Here is a 15,478-nt window from a genome sequence, read left to right on the forward strand (position 1 = left end):
TCAAGCGGCCCGCGACTGGTTCAGCGTGAACGACAGCAGATCGCCATCCGTCGGCTCGCCCCAGGTCTTCTGCGCCAGCCAGTCGAAAAAGGCCGTCTCGGCCAGCTTGGAATCGAGGCCGCGCTTGCGCCAGTCGTCGCGCAGATGCGAGCCCATCGTCGGCAATGCCTCCGACTCGAACGACTCGCGCGCCACTTCACGCTCCGCGTCGCCCTGCTCTTCGTACAGCACCTTCGCTTCCTTGCGACGGAACGCCGCGAACTCGCTCAGCAAGCGGGCCTTCAGATCGTCCGGTTGCGCCGCCGCGACCTTCGCGGACGGCATGCCGGCCGGCAGCGCGTCGACCGACTCGACCGGCGGCGCATACCCCTTCTTCAGCGCATCCTTGAACAGCGCCGGCGCGCTGCGTACCGGCGGCAGCGTCGTGCTGCGCATCCGCTGCTCGGTCATCTGCAGTGCGGCGCGAATCCGGTTTTCCTCGCTGTCCGCATAGAGCGTCTGCGCTTCCTTCAGCGGAATCCCGAGCTTCACCATCCGGTCGACCAGCGTGCTGTCGAACACGTTCGGGTGTTCGTCGAGCGCGAGCATCGGCTGCTTGCGCTCGGTCACGCGGAACTGGATCTCGGCAACCCGACGCCCTTCGCGATGCTCGATCAGCTCGACGAAGATGTTGGTGACCGCGTTGACTTCCGCGATCGCGGGCCGCAGGTAGTCGCGCTTGAAGTACTTGTACTCGCGCTTCGCTTCGTCGCCGGCTTCCGTGTCGGGCGTGCCCGACAGGATCGGCCGCCACCATTCCCACGGCTCGCGCATCGTCAGGTGGCTCGGGTTCGTCAGGTAGCGCACGCAGATCTCGTACAGCGCGAGACCGGCGCTGCTGCGCAGCTGGCTCTGGAACTGCAGGCTCAGGCGCGCATACTGGACCGGGTCGAGCAGTTTCTTCTTGATCTTCGGTGCGAACGAAAATTCGACCCACACGCGGCGGGTCGTCGGATCCTCGAGAATTTCCGCATCGGCGATCAGCGTGGAGATCCCCCACTTGCGGCCCGGCTTCTGGCTCGAGGTGCCTGTGCTCCATTCGACCTGCACCGACACCATGCGGCGCAGGTGTTCCTTCACCAACGCGGTGTCGTTCGAATCGAAAGCGGAGTTGGCGACGATGTCCGACAGCAGCGCGCGATACGTGTCGCCCGAGTCGTCGGCCTGCTGCGCGACGGCCAGCAGGACATTGAACAACTTGCGAGTGAGGAGCGTGATCTTGCCGCTCTTCGGCTGAATGGCGATCGCCTCGACGGCCTTTCGCAATTCGGCTGAACTGGCACTCACCACATCCACATCGGTTTTCTTGGCGCGCTTCGTCGTGGCCATACGTCGGGTCGGAGGAGAAGTTTCCCGGAAGGATAGCGCCTGCGGTGATGTGCGTCCAGAACGACATGCTCACCATAGCCGGTGAAGCGCGCCGGCAAAACGGCGCTCACCCGAAGCGCTCCCGAAAAGGCTCACCGGTCCGCCAGTGCGGCGTTCCGGACTCTTCCAGACGTGCCGCGGCATGCGCCGATTCACAGAATTTCACCTGTGCGCGACACGTGCGAAATTGGCTCCCGTATCGGCTCACCTTTCGATTTGTCGTAATTTTGCGACTTCACAGCCGTGAGTCCGACACGGGGTCGCAATTGCACAGCCGTTCCTCGCCTCGCGTCGCACATCGGCCTGTATGCATGTACAGGCGCGGCTCCCCGGAAGACCGGTTCGGCTTCGACACGCGCAAAACCGCCGGCGAAACCGGCACGTGCGGTCCGATCGGCGGGCGCTCGGCCGGTCCGGGCGCGCATTGTACAGTGCCGAATCGTGTCCGGTCCCGAAAATGCTCACCTCAGGCACAGTCTGTTGATTCGACCGGATGCCGACGAAGGCCCGACACACGCGGGACTGGCTGCCAACCGCTCCCGAAAACGCTCACCTTTCGGAGAAAATGCGGCACAGCAGCGGGCACGGAAATGGCTCCCGAAAAACCTCACCGTAACCGGCGCGGTATCAAAAACCCCAATCGGTTCCGATACTTATGCATGGAAGGCATTTGGCTGTGCAGCGCAGGGTTCCCCCGAAAAGCCTCACCTTTCGACCAAGATCCTTCATACGACAACCGTATGTCGGCCCCCGAAAAATCTCACCTGTGCCAAAAGGTGGCGCAGCAAAAACGGGATTTCTTCCAGTCCTGGCGGGCTTTTCGGCGAATTCGGCCGGTCACGGCTCCCGAAAAGCCTCACCTTTGACCATTTTTTCAGCAAATCCGGCTCCTGAAAAATCTCACCTGTGAGTCGAGTCGCAGCCTGTGGTCCATGCCCCGAAAAAGCTCACCTTAAGGAGATCGGAGCAGGAAAACCCGCATTTCCCTCCCGAAAAACCTCACCTTTGGGGCATCACAGGCTCTGGAGCGCACTTTTGCTGTGCAAAATGGCGTTCGCGTCCCGGAAATCCTCACAGCAAATTCCCGTGGAGTCCCGTGAAACCTCACCTTTCGCCAAATCTGCCCAAAAGATGGGCAGAATCGGGGCGCGAAGCAGGTCCTGCAAATTCTCACCTATGTCTGCACAGGCAGAAAACTGTGCCGACAGACGCCGCGCGGGTTTCGTGGCTGTGTGGCCCCGAAAACCCTCACCTGTGGGAAAACTCGTGTTTTACTGTGATCCCGAATCCGCTCACGATCTTTCCTGCAACGCCTCACGCAGCTCCCTGAACCCCATCACGTCAGCTCCCGCAGAAGATCACCTTGGCTCCCGTAAAACTTCACCTTGTCGGCCGGAAAGCCTTGCCCCATAAGGCTGTGCCGTGGCGTTAACGTTTTTAACTAAGGGTTCAAGGGTGTTTACTTCTAATACTCTCAAGACATCGGCCGACGAGTTTTCCACAGACACCCCAACCCCTGAACACCCACGGGCAACCGGATCCGTCGTCATGTGAAACAAATGCCCAAATTGGGGGCCCGCCGGAAATTGCTTGTAGAACAAGGGGTTGGCCGACTTTCTTCGCTTTGTTTCACGGAATCCCGGCCTCCTTCAGCAAGATGGGCTCGCAAACCCGATTTCTGTGCAAAGCGACGTAAATTCACAACGGACCCTCGAAACAAGTATCAATAAATACGTATTTCGTTATGATTGCCACATTTCATTGTCTGTGAGTGTGACCATGACCTTGGACGAAATGCGTCAAGTCATTCGGCAAGAACTGGAATCGCTGCGCGCCAGCGGTGCACGGCGCCAGGAATTGTCGCTGCACGCGTGCAAGCGCTTGTTCTTCGATCTTGGTATCCGGCCGTCGGCCGCGAACGTCCGCGATCTCACCCAGACCGGCAGCGCCAGCGATATCCCGAAAGACATCGATCACTTCTGGGAACGCATCCGTTCCGCGTCCAAAATCAGGCTCGACGGCGCGGCGATTCCTAAAGCCGTCGAGGAAAAAGCCGGCGCGTTGCTCGGCGCACTCTACGAAGAGGCATTGAAAGCCGCGCGCGACAGCCTGGATGGAGATCGGGAACAGGTTCGCGCCGACATGGCGGACGCCGAGCAGCGATTGCGGGACGCAACCGTCCGCCAGGAAACGCTCGAGGGAGCGCTCGCGCGCGGTGAAGCGAGAAACGAGCAATTGCAGGCGCGGGTGACCGAACTCGAGGTGCAGCTCGCGTCGCAAACCACCCACGGTTCGGCAAGCGAAGCCACGTTGCTCACCACAGTCGCCCGACTGGAAAAGGAACTGGCCGCGGCTGCCAGCCGGATCGATGCCGAACAGGCACAGAACGCCGCGCTGCGCGACCGCATCGATGCGCTGCAAGCCGAATTGCAGCAGCGCACCGAGCACTACGCGCAACAAATCAAGGATGCGGTGGCCGAAGCCGAACGCCGTGTCAAGCCGATGCTGGTCGAACTGGACTCGTTGCGCAGCATGGCGTCGACCTACCAGAGCGGGTTGCGCGACGTTCAGCGCAAGGAGTTCGATTTCCTGCAGCAATTGAGCTCGGCGAAGGCGCGTGCCGACCGGCTCGAAGAACAGTTGCGCGCCCAGAGCGACGAACTGGACCGCGCAACGCGCGACATGAGCTCGTTGCGTGCGAACCGCGGAATGAATCCGGAAATCGCCGGGTTGCTGCGGCGCCTGGCCGACGCCGGACAACTGGATGCGGATGCGTATGCCGCGATCGGCACCTCGCTGGATCACGAGATTCCGGCGCCGACCCGGTGCCCGCATTGCGATGGCGAGCCGGAACTGTCACATGGCGACGAGGGTTTCGAAGTCACGTGCCCCGAGTGCGAGCACGCGTCGGGCGCATGGCCGTCCCGCTTCGAAGCCGCCGCGCGTTTCGCGCATACCTGACCCGAAGGCCGGCAACGCTGCACAGGTGAGAGGATCCGGGAAGCCAGCGGTGAGGATTTTCGGGAGCTGTGAAAGGGTGAGGCTGCGCCACGCAAGGCTGCTCACGGATCGATCCGCGTGAGCAGCCGTTTCCGATCAGTGAGTTTCGTCGCGGTCGGACGCATCACCGCTGCTATCGGCCAGCCCGTCGCGCCAGTTTTTCCAGGCGCGATGCAGGCGATTCGACGAGATCGGCCGCATGAAGCCCAGCCATTTGCCTACGCGCTCGGGCGGCACGTCGTGCTCGAACAGTTCGGCCGCGTAGGTGTTGCGCAAGGTTTGCGGGCTTGCACGCGCGGTGCGTGACGACGTGAGCCCGGCCGATTCGACGATCGCGTCGATCGCGCGCAGCATCGTCGCCTTGTGCATCGGCCGCCCGGCATGCGATGCGGGGAACACGAGCTCTCCCGGAATCTGCTGGCGTTTGCGTTCGGTGAGCCAGGCTTCGAGCAACGCGATCGCGAACGAGGCCAGATGGGTGTCGCGCGCGTAATCCGGATGCGTCGACTCGATCCGCAGCGACGTCGTGCTCGTATTGATGCAACTAATCGTAAGTGCGCGCGCTTCTCCGGTTTTGATGCCGGCACCGAGAAATGCGGCGACGAGCGCCCGGTCGCGACGTTCCTTCCAGTACGCGGAACCCGATACGCCGATTGGCGAAAACAGATACGCGAGCAACGTCGCGCGCTCCGCCGGCGTGAGGAAACCGGTCGGTTCGTTGTCGCGGGCCTTGCGCCAGTTCGCTTCGCCATCCTGAGCAATGAAGCGGGCCGGGTTGGTCGATGCGTACTCGGTGCGGCGGACATGATCGAGCACACGCTCGATCAGCCGAAGATAGCGCATCCGCTGCGTTTTCTTGATCGGCAACTCGCCGACGAAGTTCGCGATGGTCGGCGTATCGACCGTCGCCAGGTTCTTTTGATGTGCACGCATCCACGCGAGAAACGCGCCCCATTGTGCGCGATAGACATCGGCCGACGAGCGGCGATAGTCCTGCATGGCCAGCCACGCGTCGAACGCGGCTTCGGGCGAGACGACCCAGTCGGACGCATCGCGGTCGAACAGATCCTTTTCTTCCGGCGGGGCAGTGGTGTCGGGAGAGGCGGGAAGGGACATGGTGTTAATTCCGTTAGTTGCGTATATGGTAGCCCTTTCCGCAACGTATCGGGCAGCAAGCGGGTGAGCCGGCCGCGGTGCGCCGCGGCCGGGGCTGGGCCATCAGTCGCCCCACGCCTTGGTTTGGCGGTGAGCGCGCGCGGGACGCGCGGTATCGTGCGTCGTTGCCGCGGCTTCGTACGCGAGAACGGCGAACGAAAAGACCGCGGGCAACGCATTCGAGCGCCCGAAGTCGATCGGATCGTCCGTTTCGGGAAACGTCATGTCCGACGGCCGTTCGAACAGTTGACGCATGCCGGCGTCGTGCCGGCTGGCGAAGCCGAGATCGGCGAGCGCTTCGGCTTCGATCGCGTGCAGCAGGCGCCACGTCAGCGGCACGCGCTGGCGGATGTAGCGCCCGGCGATATGGCGAACGATCAATTCGAGGTCGTGCGCGGCAGCCTTGAAGCTGAGCGCGGCCAAGTCTTGTTCTTCTGTCATTGCAGGCTCCTGTCGACCGGGGCGGGCGCCTCGGTGCGCCCGCCCCGGCCCTTGCATGGCGGAATGTCCGTTTACTGTACAAACATACAGTACTTTCCGCAACTGGCCTGCGATTGACCTTTTGGCTATCTATACGCGCCGTCAGCGATGTATCACGATCAACAAGGCCCGCGCTTCGGTCTTGCCGGGATTGCGGATCGCATGCGGCTCGTCGGCCGGGTAGCGCGCGGTGTCGCCCGCCTTCAGGCGCCGGCTGGCCGCGGCGGCTTCGATTTCCATCGCGCCCTGCAGCACGGTGAGGTGCTCGCGCGTGCCGGGTTCGTGCGCGTTCGATACCAGTGCGCCGCCGCCCGGCAGCGTCAGTTCGTACCACTCGAACTTGCCGGCGAGGTCGATCGGGCCCCATACGCGCAACTGGTACCGGCCGTCGTGGCCCGCGAGCGTCGGAATGTCGTGCGGGCCGTCCACGCGGATCGTCTCGGGCGCCTTCGGTTGCGAGAACAGTTCGTCGAGCGTGATGCCGAGCGCGTTCGTCAGCCGCCACGCGACGGCGATCGTCGGGTTGGCCTTGTCGCGTTCGATCTCGGAGAGCATCGATTTCGATACGCCGGCTGCGCGCGACAGGTCGTCGAGCGTCAGCTTGCGCTCGTTGCGCAGCCGCTGGATCTGCTCGCCCACGCGCGGCGGGGTCGCGGCCGGCGGCTGCGGGGCGGCGTCGGCGCGCGTGCGCCGCGATCCGGAGGAACTTGCCATTTGGATTCCGTTCGCTTAGAGTTGTTCGATATTTCGAATTCTCGTTCGGAATATCGGATAAATGCGGTCAACCGAACGACCGACTATAACAGTAGCAGGCCGCAGCGCCGCCACGAGCCGTGCGCTGCGGAATGCGAATCCCTGTCAGGAGCTTTGCGATGCGTGATGCCTTTCTCGCCCAGGTGCGCGGGACGCTCGACCAGATCCGCGCGGACGGTTTTTACAAGACCGAGCGCGAGATCGCGAGTCCCCAGGCGGCAGCCGTGCGGCTCGCCGGCGGCGCCGGCGTGCTCAATTTCTGCGCGAACAACTATCTGGGTCTGGCGAACGATCCGCGCCTGATCGATGCGGCGAAAGCCGGCCTCGACCAGGACGGCTTCGGCATGGCATCGGTGCGCTTCATCTGCGGCACGCAAACCGTCCACAAGCAACTGGAAAGCGCGCTGGCCGCGTTTCTCGGCACCGAGGACAGCATCCTCTATTCGAGCTGCTTCGACGCGAACGGCGGGCTGTTCGAGACGCTGCTCGACGAGAACGACGCCGTGATCAGCGACGAGCTGAATCACGCGAGCATCATCGACGGCATTCGCCTGTGCAAGGCGAAGCGTCTGCGCTACAAGAACAACGATCTTTCCGACCTCGAGGCGAAGCTCAAGGAAGCCGACGCCGCGGGCGCGCGCCACAAGCTGATCGCGACCGACGGCGTGTTCTCGATGGACGGCATCATCGCCGATCTCAAAGGCATCTGCGATCTCGCCGATCGCTACGGCGCGCTCGTGATGGTCGACGATTCGCACGCGGTCGGCTTCATCGGCACGCACGGCCGCGGCACGCCCGAGCACTGCGGCGTCGAAGGCCGCGTCGACATCGTCACGGGCACGCTCGGCAAGGCGCTCGGCGGTGCCTCGGGCGGCTATGTCGCCGCGCGTCGCGAGGTGATCGAGCTGCTGCGCCAGCGCTCGCGTCCCTATCTGTTCTCGAACACGCTCACGCCGAGCATCGCCGCGGCGTCGCTGAAGGTGCTGGAGCTGCTCGGCAGCGACGAGGGCGCGACGCTGCGCGAGCGTGTGCGCGAGAACGGCGCGCGGTTCCGCAAGCAGATGACCGAAGCCGGCTTCACGCTCGTGCCCGGCGCGCATCCGATCATCCCGGTGATGCTCGGCGATGCCCAGCTCGCGACGAACATGGCCGACAAGCTGCTCGGCGAGGGCGTCTACGTGATCGGCTTCTCGTTCCCCGTCGTGCCGCGCGGCCGCGCGCGCATTCGCACGCAGATGAGCGCTGCGCATACGCCCGAACAGATTGACCAGGCGGTTGCCGCGTTCGTGCGCGTCGGCCAGTCGCTCGGCATCGTCTGACGGAGGCGCGACCATGAAAGCACTGGCAAAGCTCGAACGCGGCCCCGGCCTCACGCTCACGCGCGTGAAGCGCCCCGAAGTCGGCCACAACGACGTGCTGATCAAGATCCGCCGCACGGCGATCTGCGGCACCGATATCCATATCTGGAAGTGGGACGACTGGGCGCAGAAGACGATTCCGGTGCCGATGCACGTCGGCCACGAATACGTCGGCGAGATCGTCGAGATGGGGCAGGAAGTGCGCGGTTTCGCGATCGGCGATCGCGTGTCCGGCGAAGGTCACATCACGTGCGGTTTTTGCCGCAACTGTCGCGCCGGGCGCCGGCATCTGTGCCGCAACACGGTGGGCGTCGGCGTGAACCGCGAAGGCGCGTTCGCCGAATACCTGGCGATTCCGGCGTTCAACGCGTTCAAGATTCCGCCGGAGATCTCCGACGATCTCGCGTCGATCTTCGATCCGTTCGGCAACGCGACGCATACGGCGCTGTCGTTCAATCTGGTCGGCGAAGACGTGCTGATCACCGGCGCGGGCCCGATCGGCATCATGGCCGTCGCGATCGCGAAGCACGTCGGCGCGCGCAACGTCGTCATCACCGACATCAACGACTATCGGCTTTCGCTCGCGCGCAAGATGGGCGCGACGCGCGCGGTCAACGTCGCGCGCGAGTCGCTGCGCGACGTCATGGCCGACCTGCACATGACCGAAGGCTTCGACGTCGGTCTCGAGATGTCCGGCGTGCCGAGCGCGTTCACGAGCCTGCTCGAGGCGATGAATCACGGCGGCAAGGTCGCGCTGCTCGGCATCCCGCCCGCGCAGACGGCGATCGACTGGAATCAGGTGATCTTCAAGGGGCTCGAGATCAAGGGCATCTACGGCCGCGAAATGTTCGAGACCTGGTACAAGATGGTCGCGATGCTGCAAAGCGGCCTCGACCTGTCGCCGATCATCACGCATCGCTTCGCGGCCGACGACTACGAGCAAGGCTTCGCCGCGATGCTGTCCGGCGAAAGCGGCAAGGTGATTCTCGACTGGACGGTCTGAGCCGCGTGTCGAGACGGGGCAGCGCGGCGCATTCGCCGCCTGCCCCGTGTTCGTTCGTACGCGCACCGTCGAACCTCGGAAGCGCGATTCGACGCTTGAGGTGAGAATATTCGGGAGCCGTGTCTGCGCGCCGAATCGCCAGACGATCCCACGTCGGTGACGGGTAATGGCACGTTCGCTTCACCTGTCGACACGCGCGCCGCTCGTTTCCGTCACGCCATTCGGCGCCCGTTTCTCCTCTTCCGCACCCTCCCCCGCTTCGCTTGGCGTGCGAGCGCTCGCATGCCACCGTGTGCGATATCGTGCCGATCCGGCACATCGACCGTGAGTCGCACGCAGCGTCGCGACTCACTGATGCACGATGCGATCGACATCGGTCGATCTCGATCGGTGCGTAGACCGCTACCTGGTCCGTTCACCCTTCGCTCCGCAGTGTCGGGCCGAGGGCTCGACTTGACGCGCCGGCGCGTCGGCCACGATTCGCCCCTCCCACCGGCAGGGCCATTTCATCCGGGTATTGACGACGGAGAACGATCGTTCTACCGTAAACCCATGAACACATCTCCCGACACCTCCGGCGAACCCAGCGTTCGCGACCGGCTGCTCGACGCGGCCGAAGCGCTGATCTATTCGGGCGGCATCCATGCGACGGGCGTCGATGCGATCGTCAAGCGATCCGGTGCGGCACGAAAGAGCTTTTATTCGCATTTCGAATCGAAAGAGGCGTTGGTGGTCGCCGCGCTCGAACGTCGCGACGAGCGCTGGATGCGCTGGTTCGTCGACGCCACGCTGGCGCGCGGCAAGGCGCCGCGCGCGCAGCTGCTCGGCATGTTCGACGTGCTGCGCGACTGGTTCGGGCAGCCCGACTTTCACGGCTGCGCGTTCCTGAATGCGTCAGGCGAGATACCCGACGCCGACGATCCCGTGCGCGTCGTCGCCCGCATGCACAAGGCGCGCCTGCTGGCGTTCGTGCGCGAGCGCTTCGACGCCCTTGCCGATGAAACCGGCATCGAGCGCCGCGGGCTCGCACGCATCGCGCGTCAGTGGCTCGTGTTGATCGACGGCGCGATCGGCGTGGCGCTCGTCAGTGGCGATGCAAACGCCGCGCGCGATGCGCGCGCGACGGCTGAACTGCTGCTCGATACCGTATCGCGGTAGCCGACGCAGCGAATCCACCCGGCTGCGTGCATGCGCAGCCCGAACCCTGAACAGGAGCAACCCATGTCCGCTTCCCCCGAAGTTCGTCCGCCCGTTCCGCCGTTCACGCTCGAAACGGCGCGCCAGAAGGTGCGCGCCGCCGAGGACGCATGGAACACGCGCGACCCGCAACGCGTGTCGCTCGCCTATACGCCGCAAAGCCGCTGGCGCAATCGCGCGGAGTTCGTGACGGGCCGCGACGAGATCGTCGGGCTGCTGCAGCGGAAGTGGACGCGCGAACTCGACTACCGCCTGATCAAGGAGCTGTGGGCGTTCGGCGGCAACCGCATCGCGGTGCGCTTTGCGTACGAGTGGCATGACGATGCGGGCAACTGGTTCCGTTCGTACGGCAACGAGAACTGGGAGTTCGATGAAAACGGCCTGATGGCGCATCGTCACGCGAGCATCAACGATCTGCCGATTCGCGAGGCGGACCGTCTTTATCGCTGGCCGCTCGGCCGTCGTCCGGACGATCATCCGGGACTGTCCGACCTCGGGCTGTGATGCGCGTCTGCGTTCGACGGATCGACGAACGCATCGGCCGGATTCAATGGTGAGGAAATTCGGGAGCCGGCCGCCGAAGGTGAGATTTTTCGGGACGAGGTGAAATGTCGCGTCGAGCTGTGTGCGTTGAACAGATCGACGCGACATCGCACGAGTCAAGCGATGCATGCGTCGGAGTGTTGCGGTGTGCTTCCCTGCGCGATGCATCTCACCGATCGCGCCGAAGCGATCGTGCATCGACGATCGGTGTGGGCGAGCGCGCCGTGCAACTCACCGATCGGATCGTCCTTCGACTTTCAAGGAACAACCTCACGAGCCGTGCGCGTTGCGATGTGCCGTTGCTCACCGTTGGATATCACCGCCGACGCATCGGCGGCATCCGCACAAGTGCGTAACCGCATCGCGTGTCGCTCACCGCAGACGGGTTCTCGAGCGCCGTGCAGCGCTGCCCCGCGCGAACGCCGGGCGCGCCCCTCACTCACCCCGCAATCCGCGCGGCGATCGCCTCGCCCACTTCCTGCGTGCCCGCGTGGCCGCCGAGATCGCGCGTCCGCGGCCCCGTGCGCAGCACGTCCTCGATCGCGGCGACGATCGCATCGTGCGCGTCGCGCTCGCGGCCCGTACCGTTACCGAGGAAGTCGAGCATCATCGCGGCCGACCAGATCATCGCGATCGGGTTCGCGATGTACTGCCCCGCGATGTCGGGCGCCGAACCGTGCACGGGTTCGAACAGCGACGGGAACGTACGGTCGGGGTTCAGGTTCGCCGACGGCGCGATGCCGATCGTGCCCGTACAGGCCGGCCCGAGATCCGACAGGATGTCGCCGAACAGATTCGATGCGACGACGACGTCGAAGCGATCCGGCTGCAGGACGAATCGCGCACACAGGATGTCGATGTGCTGCTTGTCGACCGCGATCTCCGGATAGCGTTCGGCCATCTCGGCCGCGCGCGCATCCCACCACGGCATGCTGATCGCGATGCCGTTGCTTTTCGTCGCGACGGTGACGCGCTTCGCGCGCCGCTGCGCGAGCTCGAACGCGAATTTCAGCACGCGCTCGGTGCCGTGCCGCGTGAAGATCGACTGCTGCATCACGACTTCGCGCTCGGTGCCTTCGAACATCGTGCCGCCGACCGACGAATATTCGCCCTCGGTGTTCTCCCGCACGATCATGAAATCGATGTCGCCCGCGCGGCGGCCGGCGAGCGGTGACGGTACGCCGTCGAACAGGCGCGCGGGCCGCAGGTTGATGTACTGGTCGAATTCGCGGCGGAATTTCAGCAGCGAGCCCCACAGCGAAATGTGATCGGGCACCGTCGCCGGCCAGCCGACCGCGCCGAACAGGATCGCATCCATGCCCGACAGTTGCGCTTTCCAGTCGTCCGGCATCATCGTGCCGTGCTGCGCGTAGTAGTCGCAGCTCGCCCAGTCGATCTCGACGAAGTCGAAACGCACGCCGAAGCGCGCGGTCACGGCGTCGAGCACGCGCAGGCCCTCGGGCATCACTTCGCGGCCGATGCCGTCGCCGGGGATCACGGCAATCCTGTAAGTCCTGTCGGTCATGCAAATCTCCTTGGCTGTTCGGCCGGCTGTCGGGAAGGCAGCGGCCCGTCACGCCATTCTATTTATTTCCATATGGATTAAAATCGCGCAAAAGTTAATCGACTTTCCACGAATCGTGAATAAATCGCCGAACCTCGACGATCTGCGCGTGTTCAGCGTGGTCGTCCGCCTCGCGAGCTTCAGCGCGGCCGCCGAGCAGCTCGCGGTGTCGCCCGCGTACGTCAGCAAGCGCGTCGCGATGCTCGAGGCGCAGCTCGGCACGCGCCTGCTGCATCGATCGACACGCCGCATGACGGTCACCGAAGCCGGCGAACGCGTGCTCGCGCGCGCCGAAAAGATTCTCGACGACGTCGATCATCTCGTCGAGGACGTGTCGACCACGCGCACGGTGCCGCGCGGCACGCTGCGCATGTCGAGCAGCTTCGGCTTCGGCCGGCACGTCGTCGCGCCGGCGCTGCTCGACTTCAGCGCGCGCTATCCGCAACTGAACGTGCGGCTCGATCTGTTCGACCGGCTCGTCGATGTTGCCGGCGAAGGCTACGACCTCGACGTGCGCATCGGCGACGAGATCGCCGATCATCTGATCGCGCGCCGCCTTGCGGCGAACCATCGCGTGCTGTGTGCGTCGCCCGACTATCTCGCCCGCCGCGGGACGCCGCGCTCGCTCGCGGATCTGGCCTCGCACGACTGTCTCGCGATCAAGGAGCGCGATCATCCGTTCGGCGTATGGCGACTGAACGTGCGCGGCGAAACGGCGACGGTGAAGGTCGGCGGCGCGCTGTCGACGAACCATGGCGAGGTGGCCGTGCAATGGGCGCTGGCCGGGCGCGGCATCGTGCTGCGCTCGATCTGGGAGGCCCGGCCGCTGATCGAGGGCGGCGCATTGTGCCGCGTGCTGCCGGATGCGATCCAGCCCGCGAACATCTGGGCCGTGTATCCGGAACGCGTCGCGGCGTCGGCGAAGGTGCGTGTGTGCGTGGATTTTCTGGTGGAGGCGCTGGCCGGCCTGGATGCCGCCGCGGGTGACGATACGGCCTGAAATCGGCTAAAGGTGAGCTTTTACGGGGGCGTGCGCAGGCACCGTCGACGGTGCCTGCGGGCGCATCACGCCGCGTGTCGCGCGCCGAGCATCAAGTCGAGATTCTGCACGGCGGCGCCGGATGCCCCTTTGCCGAGATTGTCGAACACGGCGGACAGCAGCACCTGGGTGCCGTCTGCGTTGACGAACACGCCGAGCCGCAGATCATTGGTGCCGTTCAACGCTTGCGGATCGAGATGCGTTGCCGCGCGTGCGTCCGCGAGCGGCATCACGTCGACGTGACGCGCATCCGCGTAGTGATGCGCGAGACAGGCATGCAACCGCTCGCCCGTCACCCCGGCCGGCAGCAGGCGCAGCTCGATCGGGATGGTGAGCACGATGCCTTGCCGATAGGCACCGTAGGCCGGCACGAAGAACGGGCGGTGCGCGAGCCCCGCGTGCTGCCGGATCTCGGGCACGTGCTTGTGCTCGAGAGCGAGGCCGTAGACCTGCAGCGGCAACGCGCGTGCGGCGGCGTCGCCCGCTTCGAATGCATCGACGGCGGCCCGCCCGCCGCCCGAATAACCGGACACCGCATGGATGCTCACCGGGTAGTCGCGCGGCAGCAGCCCTGCCTGCAGGAGCGGGCGAAGCAGGCCGATCGCGCCCGTCGGATAGCAGCCCGGATTGGTCACGCGCTTCGCCTGCGCAATGTGTCGCGCCTGTCCGTCGGCCATCTCGGGGAAGCCGTAGACCCATTCGGGTTGCGTGCGGTGAGCTGAACTGGCGTCGATCACGCGTACTGCCGGATTCCGGATGAAGCCGACCGCTTCGCGCGCGGCCGCGTCGGGCAGGCACAGGATCGCGATATCGCACGCGTTGAGTGCGTCGGCGCGCCGCGCGGGGTCCTTGCGTTCGGCGGCGGGAAGCGTGAGCAGCCGCACGTCGGTGCGCTCGCGCAGACGCGCGTGAATCTGCAACCCGGTCGTGCCCTGGTCGCCGTCGATGAAGATGGTGGGGAAGCGCATGATGGTCGTGTTCGTCGCGTTCGGTCGTCGGGGGAAACCGTATCGTCCACCGAACGCCTAGAATAGGAAAAGTTGAATTTGCTGATCGTCCGATTCAGCTTTTCTGAACGAGAGGTGTGTGATGCGCGAGATCAGTCTGGACCGCCTGCGTACGCTGGTCGCGATCGCGGACCAGGGCTCCTTCGTGGCGGCGGCGCAATGGCTTCATCTCGCCCCGCCGACCGTCAGCCTGCATGTCGCCGAGCTGGAAAGCCGCGTCGGCGCGCCGCTGCTGTCGCGTACCCGCGGCAACGTGCGCCCGTCCGTGATCGGCGAAGTGCTGGTGGAGCGGGCGCGGCGTCTGCTGGCGGAAGTCGAATCCACGCTGGACGACGTGCAGCGACAGGTGCAGGGATTGACCGGGCGCGTACGCCTCGGCGCATCGACCGGGGCGATCGCGCATCTGTTGCCGCAGGCGGTGGCCGGATTGCGCGCACAGCATCCGGATATCGATGTGCAGATCGCGGTGCTCACGTCGCACGACACGCTGTCGCGGATTGCACAAGGCACGCTCGATGTCGGGTTGGTCGCGCTGCCGCAAGCGCCGGTCGCGGGGCTGACGATCCGCCCGTGGCGCCGCGATCCGGTGATGGCTTTCCTGCCCGCGGACTGGCCGCTTCCGGCCCGGGTGACGCCCGCGTATCTGGCCGCGCGGCCGCTGATTCTCAACGATGCGACGACGCGCCTGTCGCGGCTCACGACCGAATGGTTCGCGCTCGGCGGCCACCGGCCCGAGCCGCGGATCGCGCTCAACTACAACGATGCGATCAAGAGCCTGGTCGCCGCAGGTTACGGCGCGACGCTGCTGCCGCACGAGGCAGGCGCCCCGTTGCCGGATGCGCGCATCGTCATGCGGCCGCTACGCCCGGCGTTGTGGCGCGAGTTGGGGATTGCCCATCGAGCAGGCCCGGTCGAACGGGCGACGCAGCACGTGCTCGATGCGCTGCGGGCGCTCGGCGCGCGATAGCGGGT

The 15,478-nt window shown here is 65.1% G+C and carries 13 protein-coding genes; 7 read left to right on the forward strand and 6 right to left on the reverse strand.

What is annotated here, in order from left to right; genetic code table 11:
- On the reverse strand, positions 1–1,368 hold the full coding sequence (locus WS54_RS00005; protein WP_034205810.1) for a replication initiation protein: 1,368 nt from the start codon (positions 1,366–1,368) through the stop codon (positions 1–3).
- Positions 1,369–3,186: 1,818 nt separating this feature from the next.
- Between WS54_RS00005 and WS54_RS00010 the strand changes: the two genes are divergently transcribed.
- The gene (locus WS54_RS00010; RefSeq protein WP_059786249.1) at positions 3,187–4,368 is read left to right on the forward strand and encodes a DNA-binding protein; all 1,182 of its coding nucleotides are present in this window, start codon (positions 3,187–3,189) and stop codon (positions 4,366–4,368) included.
- Positions 4,369–4,503: 135 nt separating this feature from the next.
- On the opposite strand, the gene WS54_RS00015 is transcribed toward WS54_RS00010, so the two are convergent.
- The 3 genes from WS54_RS00015 to WS54_RS00025 all read right to left on the reverse strand — a co-directional run bounded on the left by WS54_RS00015 (position 4,504) and on the right by WS54_RS00025 (position 6,756).
- The gene (locus WS54_RS00015) at positions 4,504–5,523 is read right to left on the reverse strand and encodes a tyrosine-type recombinase/integrase (protein ID WP_034205809.1); all 1,020 of its coding nucleotides are present in this window, start codon (positions 5,521–5,523) and stop codon (positions 4,504–4,506) included.
- Between the two features lie 102 nt (positions 5,524–5,625).
- A complete protein-coding gene (locus WS54_RS00020; protein WP_034205808.1) occupies positions 5,626–6,003 on the reverse strand; it encodes a DUF2471 family protein in 378 nt (125 codons plus the stop codon).
- A gap of 141 nt (positions 6,004–6,144) precedes the next feature.
- Positions 6,145–6,756, reverse strand: coding sequence for a helix-turn-helix domain-containing protein (locus WS54_RS00025; protein WP_034205807.1), 612 nt, complete (start codon positions 6,754–6,756; stop codon positions 6,145–6,147).
- Positions 6,757–6,914: 158 nt separating this feature from the next.
- On the opposite strand from WS54_RS00025, the gene WS54_RS00030 reads away from it, so the two are divergent.
- From WS54_RS00030 to WS54_RS00050, 4 genes are all read left to right on the forward strand, one after another.
- The gene (locus tag WS54_RS00030) at positions 6,915–8,114 is read left to right on the forward strand and encodes a glycine C-acetyltransferase (protein WP_059786251.1); all 1,200 of its coding nucleotides are present in this window, start codon (positions 6,915–6,917) and stop codon (positions 8,112–8,114) included.
- Between the two features lie 13 nt (positions 8,115–8,127).
- Positions 8,128–9,156, forward strand: coding sequence for an L-threonine 3-dehydrogenase (gene tdh, locus WS54_RS00035; RefSeq protein WP_059786253.1), 1,029 nt, complete (start codon positions 8,128–8,130; stop codon positions 9,154–9,156).
- A 552-nt stretch (positions 9,157–9,708) separates the two neighbouring features.
- Positions 9,709–10,314: a TetR/AcrR family transcriptional regulator gene (locus WS54_RS00045; RefSeq protein WP_034205804.1), complete on the forward strand. Its 606-nt coding sequence runs from the start codon at positions 9,709–9,711 to the stop codon at positions 10,312–10,314.
- A gap of 63 nt (positions 10,315–10,377) precedes the next feature.
- Positions 10,378–10,857, forward strand: a complete 480-nt coding sequence (locus WS54_RS00050; protein WP_034205803.1) for a nuclear transport factor 2 family protein — start codon at positions 10,378–10,380, stop codon at positions 10,855–10,857.
- A gap of 478 nt (positions 10,858–11,335) precedes the next feature.
- Here WS54_RS00050 and WS54_RS00060 read toward each other — a convergent pair whose 3' ends face one another.
- The gene (locus WS54_RS00060) at positions 11,336–12,421 is read right to left on the reverse strand and encodes a tartrate dehydrogenase (protein ID WP_059786257.1); all 1,086 of its coding nucleotides are present in this window, start codon (positions 12,419–12,421) and stop codon (positions 11,336–11,338) included.
- A 115-nt stretch (positions 12,422–12,536) separates the two neighbouring features.
- Between WS54_RS00060 and WS54_RS00065 the strand changes: the two genes are divergently transcribed.
- A complete protein-coding gene (locus WS54_RS00065) occupies positions 12,537–13,460 on the forward strand; it encodes a LysR substrate-binding domain-containing protein (RefSeq protein ID WP_034205801.1) in 924 nt (307 codons plus the stop codon).
- Positions 13,461–13,525: 65 nt separating this feature from the next.
- On the opposite strand, the gene argC is transcribed toward WS54_RS00065, so the two are convergent.
- Positions 13,526–14,467 (reverse strand): N-acetyl-gamma-glutamyl-phosphate reductase, encoded by a 942-nt coding sequence (argC, locus tag WS54_RS00070; protein ID WP_034205800.1) that lies wholly within the window; start codon positions 14,465–14,467, stop codon positions 13,526–13,528.
- 121 nt (positions 14,468–14,588) lie between these two features.
- Between argC and WS54_RS00075 the strand changes: the two genes are divergently transcribed.
- Complete coding sequence (locus tag WS54_RS00075; protein ID WP_034205799.1) at positions 14,589–15,473, forward strand: LysR family transcriptional regulator; 885 nt, start codon at positions 14,589–14,591, stop codon at positions 15,471–15,473.
- The last annotated feature ends 5 nt before the right edge of the window (positions 15,474–15,478 follow it).

Origin of the sequence: Burkholderia sp. NRF60-BP8, from assembly GCF_001522585.2 — a bacterium.
Taxonomy (GTDB): domain Bacteria; phylum Pseudomonadota; class Gammaproteobacteria; order Burkholderiales; family Burkholderiaceae; genus Burkholderia.